General features: G+C 42.0%; 11 protein-coding genes and 2 rRNA genes (1 of these 13 cut by a window edge). All 13 read left to right on the top strand.

Annotation, left to right across the window (positions count from 1 at the left end; genetic code table 11):
• The first annotated feature begins 14 nt into the window (after positions 1 to 14).
• Positions 15 to 3,536 (top strand): transcription-repair coupling factor, encoded by a 3,522-nt coding sequence (mfd, locus tag IGK01_RS13025; RefSeq protein ID WP_153830578.1) that lies wholly within the window; start codon positions 15 to 17, stop codon positions 3,534 to 3,536.
• Between the two features lie 15 nt (positions 3,537 to 3,551).
• A complete protein-coding gene (locus IGK01_RS13020) occupies positions 3,552 to 5,150 on the top strand; it encodes a putative polysaccharide biosynthesis protein (RefSeq protein ID WP_023520496.1) in 1,599 nt (532 codons plus the stop codon).
• Between the two features lie 9 nt (positions 5,151 to 5,159).
• Positions 5,160 to 5,435, top strand: coding sequence for an RNA-binding S4 domain-containing protein (locus IGK01_RS13015; RefSeq protein ID WP_019722335.1), 276 nt, complete (start codon positions 5,160 to 5,162; stop codon positions 5,433 to 5,435).
• Between the two features lie 63 nt (positions 5,436 to 5,498).
• On the top strand, positions 5,499 to 5,924 hold the full coding sequence (locus IGK01_RS13010; protein ID WP_010734119.1) for an FtsB family cell division protein: 426 nt from the start codon (positions 5,499 to 5,501) through the stop codon (positions 5,922 to 5,924).
• A 46-nt stretch (positions 5,925 to 5,970) separates the two neighbouring features.
• Complete coding sequence (locus tag IGK01_RS13005) at positions 5,971 to 6,441, top strand: S1 domain-containing RNA-binding protein (protein WP_010734120.1); 471 nt, start codon at positions 5,971 to 5,973, stop codon at positions 6,439 to 6,441.
• A gap of 78 nt (positions 6,442 to 6,519) precedes the next feature.
• On the top strand, positions 6,520 to 7,950 hold the full coding sequence (tilS, locus tag IGK01_RS13000; protein ID WP_010734121.1) for a tRNA lysidine(34) synthetase TilS: 1,431 nt from the start codon (positions 6,520 to 6,522) through the stop codon (positions 7,948 to 7,950).
• Entirely contained in the window at positions 7,950 to 8,495 is a 546-nt protein-coding gene (gene hpt / locus IGK01_RS12995) for a hypoxanthine phosphoribosyltransferase (RefSeq protein ID WP_010734122.1), read from the top strand. The genes tilS and hpt overlap by 1 nt, the downstream gene beginning before the upstream one ends.
• A 90-nt stretch (positions 8,496 to 8,585) precedes the next feature.
• Entirely contained in the window at positions 8,586 to 10,682 is a 2,097-nt protein-coding gene (ftsH, locus tag IGK01_RS12990) for an ATP-dependent zinc metalloprotease FtsH (RefSeq protein WP_010734123.1), read from the top strand.
• Positions 10,683 to 10,835: 153 nt separating this feature from the next.
• A complete protein-coding gene (gene hslO, locus IGK01_RS12985; protein WP_438770885.1) occupies positions 10,836 to 11,723 on the top strand; it encodes an Hsp33 family molecular chaperone HslO in 888 nt (295 codons plus the stop codon).
• Complete coding sequence (gene dusB / locus IGK01_RS12980) at positions 11,724 to 12,722, top strand: tRNA dihydrouridine synthase DusB (RefSeq protein WP_010734125.1); 999 nt, start codon at positions 11,724 to 11,726, stop codon at positions 12,720 to 12,722.
• Between the two features lie 115 nt (positions 12,723 to 12,837).
• Positions 12,838 to 14,334 (top strand): lysine--tRNA ligase, encoded by a 1,497-nt coding sequence (lysS, locus tag IGK01_RS12975; protein WP_010734126.1) that lies wholly within the window; start codon positions 12,838 to 12,840, stop codon positions 14,332 to 14,334.
• A gap of 966 nt (positions 14,335 to 15,300) precedes the next feature.
• Positions 15,301 to 16,861 (top strand): 16S ribosomal RNA (locus tag IGK01_RS12970).
• A gap of 230 nt (positions 16,862 to 17,091) precedes the next feature.
• Positions 17,092 to 17,964: ribosomal RNA gene (locus tag IGK01_RS12965) — 23S ribosomal RNA — on the top strand; it runs 2,042 nt beyond the window's last position.
• The 16S and 23S rRNA genes sit together here, the layout of an rRNA operon.

Below are 17,964 nucleotides of genomic sequence, written 5' to 3'. Positions count from 1 at the left end.
AGGAGAATGAAACGATGGATATGATCCAATTGATTGGCAAAGATGCTCAAGTGGCTGAATGGTCCATGAATCTTGAACAACGGATGTCTAGACAGTTGATTACAGGTTTAGCTGGATCTGCTAAGACGTTGTTGTTTGCACATGCGTTTAAAAAACTGGATAAAAATCTGATTATCCTGATGCCAAATTTATATTACGTCAACCAATTGGCAGAGGATCTGCAACACGTTCTGCCAGCTGAAAGTATCCACTTATTTCCAGTAGATGAAGTGCTTTCCGCAGAAATGGCTTTTTCTTCTCCTGAAGCTCGGGCTGAACGTGTAGCGACGTTGAATCGTTTGCAACAAGATGAGCCAGGAATCTATCTTCTTCCAGTGGCAGCACTGCACAAACGTCTTCCTGATAAAGAAACATGGAGCAATGCCCAATTACATTGGCAGATTGGCGACGAGATCGCCGTGGACTCATTACCGCAACAACTCGTCTTGATGGGGTATGAGCGGACAGAGATGGTCGCAAAACCTGGGGAATTTAGTATGCGAGGGAGTATTGTCGATATCTATCCTTTGACATTTGAATACCCTGTTCGTGTGGAATTATTTGATGTCGAAATTGATTCCATGAGATACTTCGAAGCTGATACGCAACGATCGATTGAAAAGATCGAAGAAGTGTGGTTGCCACCAACAAGTGAACAAATTTATTCTCAAGAGAATCTGCTTGACGGTATCAACAAAATAGAAAACCTCTTAGAAAAGAAATTAGCAACGACCGCAGAACCTACTGAACGACAATTTTTGCATGACTATTTCGGTCAGTTGATCTCGGAGTGGCAACGTAATGTCCCGACAGACCAAGCGAAGTTCTATGCGGATCTTTTGTATCCTGAACATTTATCGATTTTGGATTATTTTCCCCAAGATAGCTTGCTGATTGTGGACGATTACCAACGAATCATGGAAACGAATCGCGAAATGGAGAGAGAAGCAGCGGAATGGCATACACAAAAAATCAGTGAGTTACGCGTATTCTCTGAACAACAATTTGTGGCAGACGTACATGGGATCATCCAAAAAGAAAAATTTGCGACCACTTTTTTCTCTTTATTCCAAAAAGGAATGGGAAATCTCAGGTTCCAAGCACTTTACCAGTTCCAGTATCGCACGATGCAACAGTTCTTTGGACAAATGCCATTGCTGAAAACGGAAATGGATCGTTGGCGCAAACAAGAGCAGACAGTCGTCATCTTCATTCCAACGAAAGAACGTATCCGTAAGGCGGAACAAATGTTGCGTGACGAAGACATATTAGTGGTAGAAACAGAAGCAGACCAACTGATCAAAGGACAAGTCCAATTAGTCGAAGGCGCATTGATGACAGGTTTTGAGTTGCCGCAAGAAAAAATCGTAACGATCACGGAAAAAGAGATTTTTCAAAAGACAACAAAAAAACAGACACGTCGTCAAACGGTAACGAATGCAGAACGACTAAAAAGCTACAACGAATTAAAAGCTGGAGATTACGTTGTCCATGCGAATCATGGGATCGGGAAATATATCGGTATGGAAACCTTAGAGGTCGACGGTGTCCACCAAGATTATATGACGATCATTTATCAAAATGATGATAAGCTATTTATTCCTGTCACGCAGTTGAATTTGATCCAAAAATATGTAGCTTCGGAATCGAAAACACCACGAATCAACAAACTCGGTGGTAGTGAATGGACGAAAACGAAACGTAAGATCTCCTCAAAAATCGAAGATATTGCGGATGACTTGATCCAATTGTATGCGGTCAGAGAAGCAGAAAAAGGATACGCATTTGGTCCGGATGACTCTTATCAAAAAGAATTTGAGAATGCTTTTCCATATTCGGAAACAGATGACCAACTCCGAAGTGCGGCGGAAATCAAACGAGATATGGAAAAAGAAAAACCGATGGATCGTTTACTTGTGGGGGACGTCGGCTATGGGAAAACAGAAGTTGCGCTACGTGCCGCTTTTAAAGCAGTCAAAGAAAGTAAACAAGTGGCATTTCTTGTGCCGACAACAATCTTGGCGCAACAACATTACGAAACGATGTTGGAACGATTTGAGGGATTCCCAGTGAATGTTGGTTTGCTGAGTCGTTTCCGAACAAAGAAACAACAAAAAGAAACGATCGAAGAATTACGAACAGGACAACTAGATATTGTTGTGGGTACTCATCGTGTATTGTCAAAAGATATTGAATTTAGTGATTTAGGACTATTAATCGTTGATGAAGAACAACGTTTCGGTGTAAAACACAAAGAACGTTTGAAACAATTGCGTGCGCAAGTGGATGTGCTGACTTTGACAGCGACACCTATTCCGCGAACGCTGCATATGTCGATGCTAGGCGTACGGGATCTATCGGTGATTGAAACACCACCGGCGAATCGGTATCCGATCCAAACATATGTGATGGAAAAAAATCCAGGTGCGATCCGAGAAGCGATTCAGCGAGAGATGGGACGTGGGGGACAAGTTTTCTACTTATATAATCGTGTAGAAACGATTGAACGTAAAGTAGAAGAAATCCAAGCATTAGTTCCCGAAGCGAGAATCGCCTATGCGCATGGACAGATGACGGAAGTCCAACTAGAAAACACATTATTCGACTTTATCGAGGGACAGTATGATGTCTTAGTGACGACGACGATCATCGAAACTGGTGTGGATATTCCAAATGCAAACACACTCTTCGTAGAAAATGCCGATTATATGGGACTCTCTACGCTTTACCAATTACGAGGACGTGTCGGACGAAGCAATCGTGTCGCTTATGCTTATTTTATGTACGAACAGCAAAAAATCCTTAATGAAGTCAGCGAAAAGCGTCTTCAAGCAATCAAAGACTTTACGGAATTGGGTTCAGGATTTAAAATCGCGATGCGAGATTTATCGATCCGTGGTGCTGGTAACTTGCTAGGGGCGCAACAACATGGATTTATCGATGCTGTTGGTTTTGATATGTACTCTCAAATGTTGAGTGAGGCAGTCGCTCGTAAACAAGGTAAAAATCAGCAAATAGAAAAAACTTCTGTGGAGATCGATCTAGGCGTCGATGCCTATCTACCAGAAAGTTATGTGTCAGATCAACGCCAAAAAATCGAAATCTATAAACGGATTCGCGAATTGGATTCACAAGAGATGTTGGAAGAATTAGAAGCAGATCTACTGGATCGTTTTGGTGAATATCCTGAAGAAGTCGCGCATTTGTTGACGATTGGACAAATCAAAATGGATGGCGATCGTGCATTGCTAGAGATGATTCGTAAGCAACAACAAACCATCGTGTTCAAGTTGAGCAAAGTGGGAACAAAACGCTACACGGTTGAACAATTATTTGAAGCGCTGACTGCCACAAAATTAAAAGCAGGACTTGGTGTGGAAAAAGAACAAATGATGATTCGTTTGACCTTGCCACCTCAAACAACGACTGCTGTTTGGTTGCAAGAAATCCAACAATTTGTCAAAGCATTGCGCGAACAGAAATATGCGACTGCATAGGAAGGGGCTGAACCTTTGGATCATAAAGAAATGCGTCAAGTGATGCATGGTGCCTTTGTGTTGACGCTTGCCTCCTTTATAGCAAAAGTCCTCAGCGCACTCTATCGGATTCCATTGCAAAACTTAGTGGGCGATGAAGGTTTTTATGTTTATCAACAAGTTTATCCTATTTATGGTATTGCGATGACACTCGCTTTGTCGGGGCTACCCCAGTTTATCTCTAAATATGTAGCAGAAAAAAAAGACCCTTTCGAACAAAGACAAGCATTGAAAAATCTTTATCCCCTTGTTTTTTGGTCAGGCTTTTTACTCTGGCTCTTCGTATTTTCATTTAGTCACTGGATCGCTCTTATGATGGGGGATCAACAACTGATGCCGTTGATTCGGATCGTCTCCTTCACGTTTTTGTTGATGCCAGGACTATCTTATTATCGTGGGAATTTTCAAGGTCGATTTTTAATGGAGCCCACAGCGGTTTCGCAAGTCGTGGAACAAATTGTTCGTGTAGCAATCATTGTTTTTAGCGCAATTGCCTTTAAGCGATTAGGCTGGACAGTCTATCAAACAGGCACAGCGGCAATGAGTGGCGCAGTATTTGGTGGCGTATGTGCATATGGTGTACTGTACTATTATGAACAAAAAATCCATGGTGGTGCATTGAGCTTCCGCCACTTTCCGATTTTAAGAAGGCCAGCGAAATCACTCGTACGCCGTTTCTTGATTGAAGGGGGATTAGTCTCCATTTATAGTGGTCTATTGATCTTCTTCCAATTGATTGATTCTTTTTTTGTTAAGAATGCGTTACAAATCTATGGTTTATCTGAGCAAGCATCTAAAATAGCTAAAGGAGTATATGATCGTGGGCAACCGTTAGTTCAATTAGGATTAGTTATTGCTACAGCTTTAAGTGCTACGTTCTTACCCGCATTGACACGCTACCTAACGAGTGCAGTCAAAGGACAATTTTATTCCACAGCAAAAATTTACTTGCGTCTGACGACTGCATTAGCATTGGCAGCTTCAGTAGGATTAGCTGTATTGTTGCCTTATATCAATTACGCATTGTTTAAAGATTATGCTGGGAATATGACACTAGTTCTATTTGTTTTTTCCATTGGACTAACTGCAATTATTCAAGCGTACCAAAGCATTGCTCAAAGTAAAAACTCTTTCCGCCCCTCACTAAAGGGTGCTGGTTGGGGCTTGCTTGCTAAAGCTTTAGCTACACCGCTTCTCACGAGTTATTTAGGAACAGTCGGTGCTAGTTTATCGACATTACTTGGACTATCAGTGACTTTATGGTATTTTGTCCGTACTGAAACTCCAGCAATCAATAGTTTTTGGCACGAACGAAAATTTGGTAAGAAATTGATCCAATGTTTAGGTTGGATGGTCTTAGCGTTGTTTGTGTATTATGGCTTCTTAAACTTATTGTTTGGTCCAGTGAGCCATCGCTCGACTGCTCTTTTTGCCAGCCTAGGCGGTGTCATTATAGGCGTAGTCACATTTGTATATGCAGTGATCTGGACAAAATTATTTACGATCCGTGAATGGCTGTTACTGCCATTTGGTAAGAAAATCTTACGTTTGAAAAAAATAAAAAAAGAAAAGTGAGGACATGAGATGCGACTAGATAAATTTTTAAAGATCTCGCGAATCATCAAGCGCCGATCTGTCGCTAAGGAAGTGGCGGATAAAGGACGAATCAAAATCAATGGCAAACTAGCGAAATCTTCCAGTGATGTCAAGGTTGGAGACCAATTGGACATCCAATTTGGCAACAAGACGATGGAAATCAAGGTAGCAGAGTTGCATGAGTCAACAAAAAAAGAAGATGCACAAAAAATGTATGAAGTCTTGTCAGAAACACGAGTACAAAACACAAGCGAAATAGATTAGACAAGCATTCAGGATGTTGGTATAATAAAGAATGACAATCAAAAAAGATTGGAGCGAATACAGGTGGCAAACAAAAGCAATAAAATCGCTGCACTAGACACAGAGTATGCAAAGAAAAAATATGTCGAATTTCAACAACAACAACGCCAATTGATTTTTCGTAGACGCAGGTTAGCAGCCATCTTTTTAGGTGCTTTGGTCATTTTCGCTGTAATAGGTTTCCAAATTTTTAATGATATGCAACGAATGAATCATTTAAATGAATTAAAAGTCGAAGCAGATACAGAGTTACAACAAATCAATAAAGATGTAGACCAACTCACAGAAGACGTGAAATTGCTTAAAGATGAAGATTACGTAGCAAAACTTGCTAGAAGCAAATTTTTCTATTCAAAAGAAGGGGAGCAAGTCTACCCGATACTTGAATCTACGACAGATAATTCAGCAGACACCGATGAACAAACAACGAGTTCAACAACTGCCCAATAAGCAGTAATATAAAAAAAGGGAAATAATTAGGAGGAACATTTTTTTTATGTCAATCGAGGTAGGAGCAAAACTGCAAGGAAAAGTTTCAGGAATCACAAATTTTGGCGCATTTATTGATTTAGGAGCTGGCAAAACAGGGTTAGTTCATATCAGTGAAGTATCAAACGGTTATATCAAGGATATTCATGATGTATTGAGCGTTGGTGATGAGGTAACAGTCAAAGTCATTACAGTCAATGATGATGGGAAAATCGGTTTATCTATCCGCAAAGCACAAGAGCAACCAGTAGAAACTAATGATGAAAATCGTCAAAAGAGATATCCACAAAAAGAAACTCGAGATAATCGAGGACGCGCACCGCAGAAAAAATCTTTTTCTCGCAGCCAACCTTCCAATACAAAAGAAGACTTCGATTCATTGATGAGCTCATTTTTAAAAGATAGCGATGATCGATTGACTTCCTTAAAACGCAACACAGAAGGAAAACGCGGAGGCCGTGGCGGTCGCCGTAGCTAAGCTAAGCGAAATTGAAGGGCAGGCAATTGTCACAGACTTTTGTCCGCTCTTTTTATTTTGTAAAAGGATGTGACACCAATGGATAGAAGAGCAAGTCAGTTTAAACAAGCATTTATAAAAAGAGGCTTACGCCGTGGCTATCTGTCTGAACATGCGAAAATACTAGTTGCTGTTTCCGGTGGGGTAGACTCGATGGTTTTACTCGATTGCTTAATGACCGCCCAAAAACAAATTGGCTTTCGGCTAGGGGTTGTCCATATCGATCATCGCTTACGGAGCGTTTCTGCGGATGAAGCAGCCTATCTTGCTGACTTTTGCGATAAAAACAATCTTACTTTCCACTTAAAAGTATGGGAGAATCCCGCGGAACAAGGAATTGAAACGGCTGCTCGAGCTTTTCGGTATGAGAAATTTGATGAGATCGTACGAGATTATCATTATGATACATTGATGACAGCGCATCATGGGGATGATCAAATGGAAACGATTTTGATGAAAATCATTCGTGGTGGGCAGCTAGGTACGTATGCGGGAATCAAGGAAACGCAACCTTTTGCTGGTGGGCGACTTATTCGACCGTTGTTGTCATTTAGTAAAGAACAATTGTATGCGTATGCGGAAGCAGAAGATTTACCTTTTTTTGAGGACCATACCAATCAGGAACTAACTGTCCAACGTAATCGACTGCGTCATTTAGTCGTACCACAATTGAAAAAAGAAAATACCCAAGCGATGGCTCATTTCCAAAAATTCTCGCAACAAATCCAATGGGCAGAACAATTTATCCGAAAAAATACTCATCAGATGATCACGGAACATCTTACGTATAGAGAAGAGCGCTTATCTATTCCGTGGAAGGTGATCGAAAGTTTGGAATCTTTTGAACGTTACTTCTTCTTTTACACGTTCTTTGATTACGTTTTTCCAATTACGAAAGTGACGATCAAAGAAAAACAGATTGACACGTTGTTACAACAATGTGAACAAGCCGCAGGACAATGGCAGATTGATCTGGGCAAACGCTGGGTGATCGAACGTTCCTATGAAGTACTTTATCTTTATGAAAGAAAAAAGGAACGATCAACCAACCACCAAAATACTCCGTTAAAAATCATACCGAATCAATCCATTCAGTTAGGAGAGTCGGAATGGTTAGGGATCTACACACCCGACCAACTTCCAGATTGGAAATTGGATGAAACAGGTGAAATCTTCACTCATGATCTATGGTTATCCGCCGAACAATCGCTTTGGGTCGATCGGCGAAAACCGGGAGATCGTATCCAATTGACGGAGACGTTGAACAAAAGAGTGTCAAGATATTTTATCGATAAAAAAATATCTGTTGCACAACGAAAAAATTCATGGGTTATTATAGATGAAGGGAGAAATCTATGGAGTCTAGTCCCTTTTGTCCATTCTTATTTGAGTATTGGTGTAGAAACTGATAAAATACACTACATACTTCTTTACAAATATCAAAAAGAAGCAATTGGAAGGAGAACCTGATGTTAGAAAAAGATATCGAGAGAGTATTGATCACGCAAGAAGAGATACAAGTTCGTTGTAAAGAACTAGGAAAAGAGTTAACTGAAAATTATCAAGATAAAAATCCGTTGGTTGTTGGTGTATTGAAAGGTGCTGTCCCATTCATGGCAGACATTATCCGTTCGATCGATGCTTACCTAGAATTGGATTTTATGGATGTTTCAAGTTACGGTAACGCAACTGTTTCATCAGGTGAAGTAAAAATCGTAAAAGACTTGGATACGAATGTGGAAGGCCGTGATTTATTGATTGTCGAAGACATTATTGATAGCGGAAGAACACTTGCTTATTTAGTCGATCTATTCAAATACCGTAAAGCAAACTCAGTCAAAATCGTGACACTCCTTGATAAGCCCGAAGGCAGAGTCGTAGATATCGAAGCGGATTACATTGGTTTCAATGTGCCAAACGAGTTTGTGGTAGGTTATGGATTAGATTATGCAGAAGCCTATCGAAATCTTCCATACATCGGTGTACTAAAACCGAGCGTTTATCAATCAAATTAATCATCTATCTCTCATAAATTATGTTACAATAGTATGGTCAGGATTGATAAAAGATTTATCAAGTAAAAATAACGCATAGGGAGGACAACTATGAACAAAAAAAACAATGGCATGATGAAAAATGCCTTGTATTATGTCCTCGTAATCTTAGCGATGGTAATGGTCGTCTACTTTATTTTTGGTAACAATGGCCAACGGTCGTCAGATATCGAGTACTCAAAATTCACTGAACAATTACAAGAAGGCAAAATCAAAAACTTTGAGGTGCAACCTGCTAATGGTGTGTATAAGATCTCAGGTGAATACAAAGAACAACAGACAGTTGCAAATAGTGGTGGTCTATCGATTCTAGGTACTACTGAGACATCAACTACGCACTTCACTACGATTATTTTGCCAAACGATACAACATTGAGCCAAGTCACAGAGTTGGCAAAAGACAACAACGTAGCAACTACGATCAGAGAAGAATCAAGTAGCGGCGTATGGGTATCACTCCTATTAAGCTTCTTGCCAATCGTGATCATCGTCTTCTTCTTCTATATGATGATGGGACAACAAGGTGGCGGCGGAGGCGGCGGAGGCCGTGTGATGAACTTTGGGAAATCCAAAGCAAAAGAAGCCGACAAAAAAGCAAATCGCGTTCGTTTCTCTGATGTAGCGGGTGCGGAAGAAGAAAAACAAGAACTTGTCGAAGTCGTTGAGTTCCTAAAAGATCCAAGACGCTTCATTGAATTAGGCGCACGTATTCCAGCCGGAGTTCTCTTAGAAGGACCTCCAGGAACTGGTAAAACGTTGCTTGCCAAAGCAGTTGCTGGTGAAGCTGGCGTACCATTCTACTCTATTTCGGGTTCAGACTTTGTTGAAATGTTTGTTGGGGTCGGTGCAAGCCGAGTTCGTGACTTATTTGAAACTGCGAAAAAGAATGCTCCAGCAATCATCTTTATTGATGAAATCGATGCTGTCGGTCGTCAACGTGGCGCTGGTATGGGTGGCGGACACGATGAACGTGAACAAACACTGAACCAATTGCTTGTTGAAATGGATGGATTCGATGGAAATGAAGGCGTGATCGTGATTGCAGCGACAAACCGTTCAGACGTATTAGATCCAGCCTTGCTTCGTCCAGGACGTTTTGACCGTCAAATTTTAGTTGGTCGTCCAGATGTCAAAGGCCGTGAAGCGATTTTACGAGTTCACGCAAGAAACAAACCAATTGCTGACGATGTTGATTTGAAAGTCGTAGCACAACAAACACCAGGTTTTGCTGGTGCGGATTTAGAAAACGTCTTAAACGAAGCAGCATTAGTAGCTGCTCGTCGAAACAAGAAAAAAATCGATGCTTCTGATATCGATGAAGCAGAAGACCGCGTGATTGCTGGACCAGCCAAGAAAGACCGTGTCATCAGCAAACGCGAACGCGAAATGGTCGCTTACCATGAAGCAGGTCATACGATCGTTGGGCTTGTCTTGAGTCGTGCCCGTGTCGTTCATAAAGTAACAATCATCCCGCGTGGACGTGCTGGTGGATATATGATCGCTTTACCAAAAGAAGATCAATTCTTAATGACAAAAGAAGATATGTTTGAACAAATCGTTGGATTACTAGGTGGACGTACCGCAGAAGAAATCATCTTCAACGTTCAATCTACTGGTGCATCAAATGACTTTGAACAAGCAACAGCACTAGCAAGAAGTATGGTTACAGAGTATGGGATGAGTGATCGCTTAGGTCCTGTCCAATATGAAGGAAACCACCAAGTATTCGTAGGCCGTGACTATGGTCAAACGAAAGCATACTCAGAACAAGTTGCTTTTGAAATCGACCAAGAAGTACGCAAGATCTTGATGGAAGCACATCAAAAAGCACATGAAATCATCGAAGCACACCGTGCGCAACACAAACTGATCGCAGAAAAACTGCTTGAATTTGAAACATTGGATGCCAAAGCAATCAAATCTCTCTTTGAAAAAGGTGTAATGCCTGAAGGAGCAGAATCGGCAGACTTCCCTAGTGAAAAAGAAGCGCAAACGTTTGAAGAAGCAAAACGTGCACTAGAAGAAAAAGATGCGGAAAAACAAGCAGAAGAAAAACATGAGTTTGATGAAGCGAAAAAAGAGTTGAATGATGAGAATCAATCGACTTCAACGGATGAACAAAATCATTCAGATGATCAAAATAGATAAAGAAAGCAGCTGTGACGAAAGTCGCAGCTCTTTTTTTGTGTCTGACAATTAAAATAGAAACGTAGAATTTACAAATTCAAAAGTTGAAAAATTTGGAAGTTACTAGTATGATTCACTATGAGTTTTAAAATCGGGAAATGAGGTTACATACAAATGGAAGATTATTTAGTAAAGGCATTAGCCAATGACGGGTTTGTTCGAGCATATGCTGTTCGTGCAACCAATACTGTCGCAGAAGCGCAGCAACACCATGATACTTGGCATACATCATCAGCAGCATTAGGCCGTGCATTAGTTGGCAGTCTGCTGCTAGGTGCGACAGTTAAAGGAGAAGACAAATTAACAGTACGCATCCAAGGCGATGGCCCTGCAGGTGGGATCGTTGTTGATGCGAATGGTAAAGGTGATGTCAAAGGGTACATCAAAAATCCACACCTGAGTTTACCGCTGAACGCAGAAGGAAAAATCGATGTACGTGGAGCAGTAGGGACACAAGGGATGTTCAGTGTGACAAAAGATCTAGGGTTAAAAGAACCTTTTTCAGGACAAACACCGATTGTATCTGGTGAACTAGCTGAAGATTTCACGTACTATTTAGCGATTTCAGAACAAATCCCTTCAGCTGTAGGGCTAAGCGTCTTAGTCAATACGGATGATACCATCAAAACAGCGGGTGGTTTTATGATCCAGATCATGCCAGGAGCAGACGAAGAAACGATTGTGAAAATCGAAGAGCAACTGAAAACAACACCACGTATTTCTACACTCTTAGATGAAGGGTTGACACCTGAAGAAATCTTGCATGGATTGTTAGGAACAGACGAATTGCAAGTACTAGAAAAAATGCCTGTGCAGTTTAAATGTGATTGTTCGAAAGAAAAGTTTGGCGAAGCAATCATTGCTTTAGGCGCAGCAGAAATCCAAGCAATGATCGATGAAGACCATGGCGCAGAAGCAGTTTGCTCATTTTGTAATAGTAAGTATACCTACACAGAAGATGACCTAGCAGCATTGAAGACAGAAGCCTTGGGAGGATTATAAGTGGATCACACATGGAAAATCGGGAACGTTGAAATACCGAATCGCGTTGTTGTAGCACCAATGGCAGGGATCACGAACGCCGCATTTCGTGTAACCGTCAAAGAATTTGGTGCAGGAATGGTCGTTTGCGAGATGATCAGTGACCAAGGTATTCATTTCCGCAACAAAAAAACATTGGAAATGCTGCATATCGACGAAACGGAGCATCCATTAAGTTTGCAAATATTTGGTGGGAACAAAGACACACTAGTAGAAGCAGCACAGTTTGTTGAGAAACATACTACAGCAGATATCATTGATATCAATATGGGATGCCCAGTCAATAAAATCATCAAAGCTGAAGCAGGTGCAAAATGGTTATTAGATCCTGATAAAGTCTATGAAATGGTTCATGCAGTTGCATCGGCAGTTGATGTGCCAGTTACTGTGAAAATGCGTATTGGTTGGGACGAAGAACATGTTTTTGCTGTCGAAAACGCATTAGCCGCTCAAGCAGCTGGAGCCGGTGCAGTAGCCATGCACGGACGAACACGTGTGCAAATGTATGAAGGAAAAGCCAATTGGGAAGTGTTAAAGGAAGTCAAAAAACATCTAACGATCCCTTTTATGGGGAACGGGGACGTCAAAACGCCAGAAGATGCAAAACGCATGTTGGAATACGTGGGTGCCGATGGCGTCATGATCGGCCGCGCTGCTTTAGGGAATCCTTGGATGATCCATCGGACACAACATTATTTAGAAACTGGAGAGCTGATTCCGGAACCAACCGCACGCGAAAAAATCGCTACTGCAAAATTACATCTAGAACGTTTAGTTGATTTAAAAGGAGAAACCATCGCCTGTCGTGAGTTTCGGACTCACGCTTCCTACTATCTAAAAGGTATCTCACGTGCAGCCAAGATCAAATTAGCGATCAATAAGACTGAGAAACAGCATGAAATCAATGAACTGCTTGACCAATTGGTTGAAAAAAGTGAAAAATTATCACTTCAATCTTAGGAAGTTATTCTAAGTTTTTTGCGAAATTCAAGCCGAAACACTAAGTTCGGCTTGCTTTTTTTGCGTTTCATTGGCATTATAAGGAAGAGAATAAGATGAGAATGGAGGAACTTTTGTGACTGAGGAACAACAAAATCAATTAGAAGATTTAAACGATCAAATGATTGTTCGTCGTGAAAAAATGGAGCAATTGAGAGAAAATGGGATCGATCCATTTGGTAAGCGATTTGAGCGTACACATAATTCCCAAGAATTGCACGAATTATTTGATCCACGTACAAAAGAAGAATTGGCGGAGATGGCATTGACAGCGAGTGTTGCTGGCCGTATGATGACACGCCGTGGAAAAGGTAAAGCTGGATTTGCCCATCTGCAAGACAGAGAAGGCCAAATCCAAATCTACGTACGCAAAGACCGAGTAGGTGAAGAAGCTTATGAAGTATTCAAACATGCTGACTTAGGAGATTTCTTTGGCGTAACTGGAGAAATCATGAAAACTGATACAGGTGAGGTATCGATCAAAGCCTCTGAAATCGTCATCTTATCAAAAGCACTTCGTCCATTACCAGATAAATATCATGGATTAACGAACATCGAGCAACGATACAGACAGCGTTACCTTGATTTAGTAAGTAATAGAGATAGTTTTGACCGCTTCATGAAACGCAGTCAAATCATTAGTGAGATCCGTCGCTATTTAGATGGGAACGGCTATATCGAAGTTGAAACACCAGTCTTGCATAATGAAGCCGGTGGAGCAGCAGCACGTCCGTTTATCACACATCACAATGCGTTAGATATGGATCTATATCTACGTATTGCGCTAGAACTTCATTTGAAACGTCTGATCGTTGGTGGTATGGAAAAAGTTTATGAGATCGGCCGTGTATTCCGTAATGAAGGAATCGATACGACCCATAACCCAGAGTTCACGATGCTTGAAGCATACACTGCATATACTGATTTTCAAGATGTGATGAACTTGACAGAAGGTATCATCCGTAATGCAGCTGAAAAAGTATTAGGAACAGCTAAAATCACTTATGCAGGTCAAGCAGTTGACTTAGAGAGTGATTTCAAACGTGTGCATATGGTCGATGCAATCAAAGAGCATACAGGTGTTGATTTCTGGAAAGAAATGACCTTAGAAGAAGCACTAGCGATTGCAAAAGAACACCAAGTTGAAGTGACAGAAGCAATGGGTGTTGGTCACGTCATCAATGAATTCTTTGAAGCGTTTGTGGAAGAAACCTTAGTGCAACCTACTTTTGTCTATGGACATCCAGTAGAAGTTTCTCCATTGGCGAAGAAAAATCCTGAAGACCCACGTTTTACTGACCGTTTCGAATTGTTCATCACAGGTAAAGAATTTGCTAATGCCTTTACTGAGCTGAATGATCCAATCGATCAAAGAGAACGTTTTGAAGCGCAAGAAAAAGAACGCGAGCTTGGAAACGATGAAGCACATGGTTTAGACGAAGACTTCTTAGAAGCGCTAGAATATGGTATGCCACCAACTGGCGGACTAGGTATCGGAATCGACCGTCTAGTCATGCTATTGACCGATGCTCAATCGATCCGTGACGTATTACTGTTCCCAACCATGCGTTAAATCTGAGACATAAATAGAAACAACCTGTTCAGGGAACCAAACCGACAATAGCCAGAAATGATTTTTATTTCTAGCTACTGTCGGTTTATTTTTTAGAGAAAAAAATGAGATAACTTTGCTTGAAATCTGGTTCTATATTTAAGACTTTATTGAAACTAATTTTTAAGTAAATGCGTATCAATGAACCAATTCAGAGAAAGTTATGGCAAGGGATAAGATAGCTATAAAAAAAGAAAACGGAACCATTAGAAATGGGTCTGCTTTATAGAAGTTTCAGCACAGTTGCAATGGCGAATGATTTATATAGATAAAGGTTTTCAATCTCTTTATACCATGTAAAAAACGAATGTTTATATCGCTTTTTATCATATTAATCGTATAACTAAAAAACTTGAAAAAACACAAAAAAATTCGTTGACCAATAAGATTTTAGTTGGTATATTATTATTTGTTCAAAAGTTAAGTTTCATAACTTCTGAATGATCATAAAAAAGTTCTTGACGTGTGGGGCAACACATGATAAGATAACCAAGTCGCTTGTGAACGACAATAGATAAACGTTGATTTCGCAAAGAAAAAAACAAAATTAACTGTTGACAAATAACAAACGATGAGTTATGATAAGTGAGTTGCTAAAACGACCTCGTGAAAAACGAGTTCAAAAAAACTTTTTAAAAATAGTTGACAATCATCCGAGAGTTTGCTAAGATATAAAAGTTGCTACGGCAATCACAAATGATAAGCTGAGACAGTTGTGTTTCAATTATCACGTAGACCTTTGAAAACTGAACAAAGTAAGACAAACCAAATGTGTAGGGCGTCTTGATTCAATTCAAGACAACAAACATTTTTAACAAGCAAGCAATATGCTAGCAAACAATTGAGCTTAACAAATGAACTATATGATGTTCGAAAGTAAATTTCGAACTACAGTTCCACATCAGCTTTCGCTGTGAGGAACTAGCATATTATGAGAGTTTGATCCTGGCTCAGGACGAACGCTGGCGGCGTGCCTAATACATGCAAGTCGAACGCTTCTTTTCCCACCGGAGCTTGCTCCACCGGGAAGAGAGGAGTGGCGAACGGGTGAGTAACACGTGGGTAACCTGCCCATCAGAAGGGGATAACACTTGGAAACAGGTGCTAATACCGTATAACAATCGAAACCGCATGGTTTCGTTTTGAAAGGCGCTTTACGGTGCCGCTGATGGATGGACCCGCGGTGCATTAGCTAGTTGGTGAGGTAACGGCTCACCAAGGCCACGATGCATAGCCGACCTGAGAGGGTGATCGGCCACATTGGGACTGAGACACGGCCCAAACTCCTACGGGAGGCAGCAGTAGGGAATCTTCGGCAATGGACGAAAGTCTGACCGAGCAACGCCGCGTGAGTGAAGAAGGTTTTCGGATCGTAAAACTCTGTTGTTAGAGAAGAACAAGGGTGAGAGTAACTGTTCACCCCTTGACGGTATCTAACCAGAAAGCCACGGCTAACTACGTGCCAGCAGCCGCGGTAATACGTAGGTGGCAAGCGTTGTCCGGATTTATTGGGCGTAAAGCGAGCGCAGGCGGTTTCTTAAGTCTGATGTGAAAGCCCCCGGCTCAACCGGGGAGGGTCATTGGAAACTGGGAGACTTGAGTGCAGAAGAGGAGAGTGGAATTCCATGTGTAGCGGTGAAATGCGTAGATATATGGAGGAACACCAGTGGCGAAGGCGGCTCTCTGGTCTGTAACTGACGCTGAGGCTCGAAAGCGTGGGGAGCAAACAGGATTAGATACCCTGGTAGTCCACGCCGTAAACGATGAGTGCTAAGTGTTGGAGGGTTTCCGCCCTTCAGTGCTGCAGCTAACGCATTAAGCACTCCGCCTGGGGAGTACGACCGCAAGGTTGAAACTCAAAGGAATTGACGGGGGCCCGCACAAGCGGTGGAGCATGTGGTTTAATTCGAAGCAACGCGAAGAACCTTACCAGGTCTTGACATCCTTTGACCACTCTAGAGATAGAGCTTCCCCTTCGGGGGCAAAGTGACAGGTGGTGCATGGTTGTCGTCAGCTCGTGTCGTGAGATGTTGGGTTAAGTCCCGCAACGAGCGCAACCCTTATTGTTAGTTGCCATCATTTAGTTGGGCACTCTAGCAAGACTGCCGGTGACAAACCGGAGGAAGGTGGGGATGACGTCAAATCATCATGCCCCTTATGACCTGGGCTACACACGTGCTACAATGGGAAGTACAACGAGTCGCGAAGTCGTGAGGCTAAGCTAATCTCTTAAAGCTTCTCTCAGTTCGGATTGTAGGCTGCAACTCGCCTACATGAAGCCGGAATCGCTAGTAATCGCGGATCAGCACGCCGCGGTGAATACGTTCCCGGGCCTTGTACACACCGCCCGTCACACCACGAGAGTTTGTAACACCCGAAGTCGGTGAGGTAACCTTTTTGGAGCCAGCCGCCTAAGGTGGGATAGATGATTGGGGTGAAGTCGTAACAAGGTAGCCGTATCGGAAGGTGCGGCTGGATCACCTCCTTTCTAAGGAATATTACGGAGACTACACACGTTTGTCGATACTTTGTTCAGTTTTGAGAGGTCTACTCTCAAAATTTTGTTCATTGAAAACTGGATATTGAAGTAAAAATGTAAGTAATACAAACCGAGAACACCGCGTTGAATGAGTTTTTTAATAAGTTCAATTGCTTATTTTTCTTGATTGGACTTCTATCGCTAGAAGAAAGATCAAAACCCAACCGCAAGGTTGATAAGGTTAAGTGAATAAGGGCGCACGGTGGATGCCTTGGCACTAGGAGCCGATGAAGGACGGGACTAACACCGATATGCTTTGGGGAGCTGTACGTAAGCTATGATCCAGAGATTTCCGAATGGGGGAACCCAGCATCTTTTATAGGATGTTACGTATACGTGAATACATAGCGTATACGAGGTAGACGCAGAGAACTGAAACATCTAAGTACCTGCAGGAAGAGAAAGAAAATTCGATTCCCTGAGTAGCGGCGAGCGAAACGGGAAAAGCCCAAACCAATGAGCTTGCTCATTGGGGTTGTAGGACTCCAATATGGTAGTTCTTTCAGATAGTCGAATGACTTGGAAAAGTCAGTCAGAGAGGGTGAAAGCCCCGTAGATGAAATTTGGAAGGCACCTAGGAGGATCCTGAGTACGGCGGAACACGAGGAATTCCGTCGGAATCCGGGAGGACCATCTCCCAAGGCTAAATACTCCCTAGTGACCGATAGTGAACCAGTACCGTGAGGGAAAGGTGAAAAGCACCCCGGAAGGGGAGTGAAATAGAACCTGAAACCGTGTGCCTACAACAAGTCAAAGCCCGTTAATGGGTGATGGCGTGCCTTTTGTAGAATGAACCGGCGAGTTACGATTGCATGCGAGGTTAAGTTGAAGAGACGGAGCCGCAGCGAAAGCGAGTCTGAATAGGGCGTTTGAGTATGTAGTCGTAGACCCGAAACCATGTGATCTACCCATGTCCAGGTTGAAGGTGCGGTAAAACGCACTGGAGGACCGAACCCACGTACGTTGAAAAGTGCGGGGATGAGGTGTGGGTAGCGGAGAAATTCCAAACGAACTTGGAGATAGCTGGTTCTCTCCGAAATAGCTTTAGGGCT

It is taken from the genome of Enterococcus sp. AZ080, assembly GCF_051714945.1.
Classification (GTDB): Bacteria; Bacillota; Bacilli; order Lactobacillales; family Enterococcaceae; genus Enterococcus_B; species Enterococcus_B pernyi.
The sequence above is the reverse complement of the archived record's forward strand: the minus strand, read 5'-3'. Positions and strand labels throughout refer to the sequence as shown.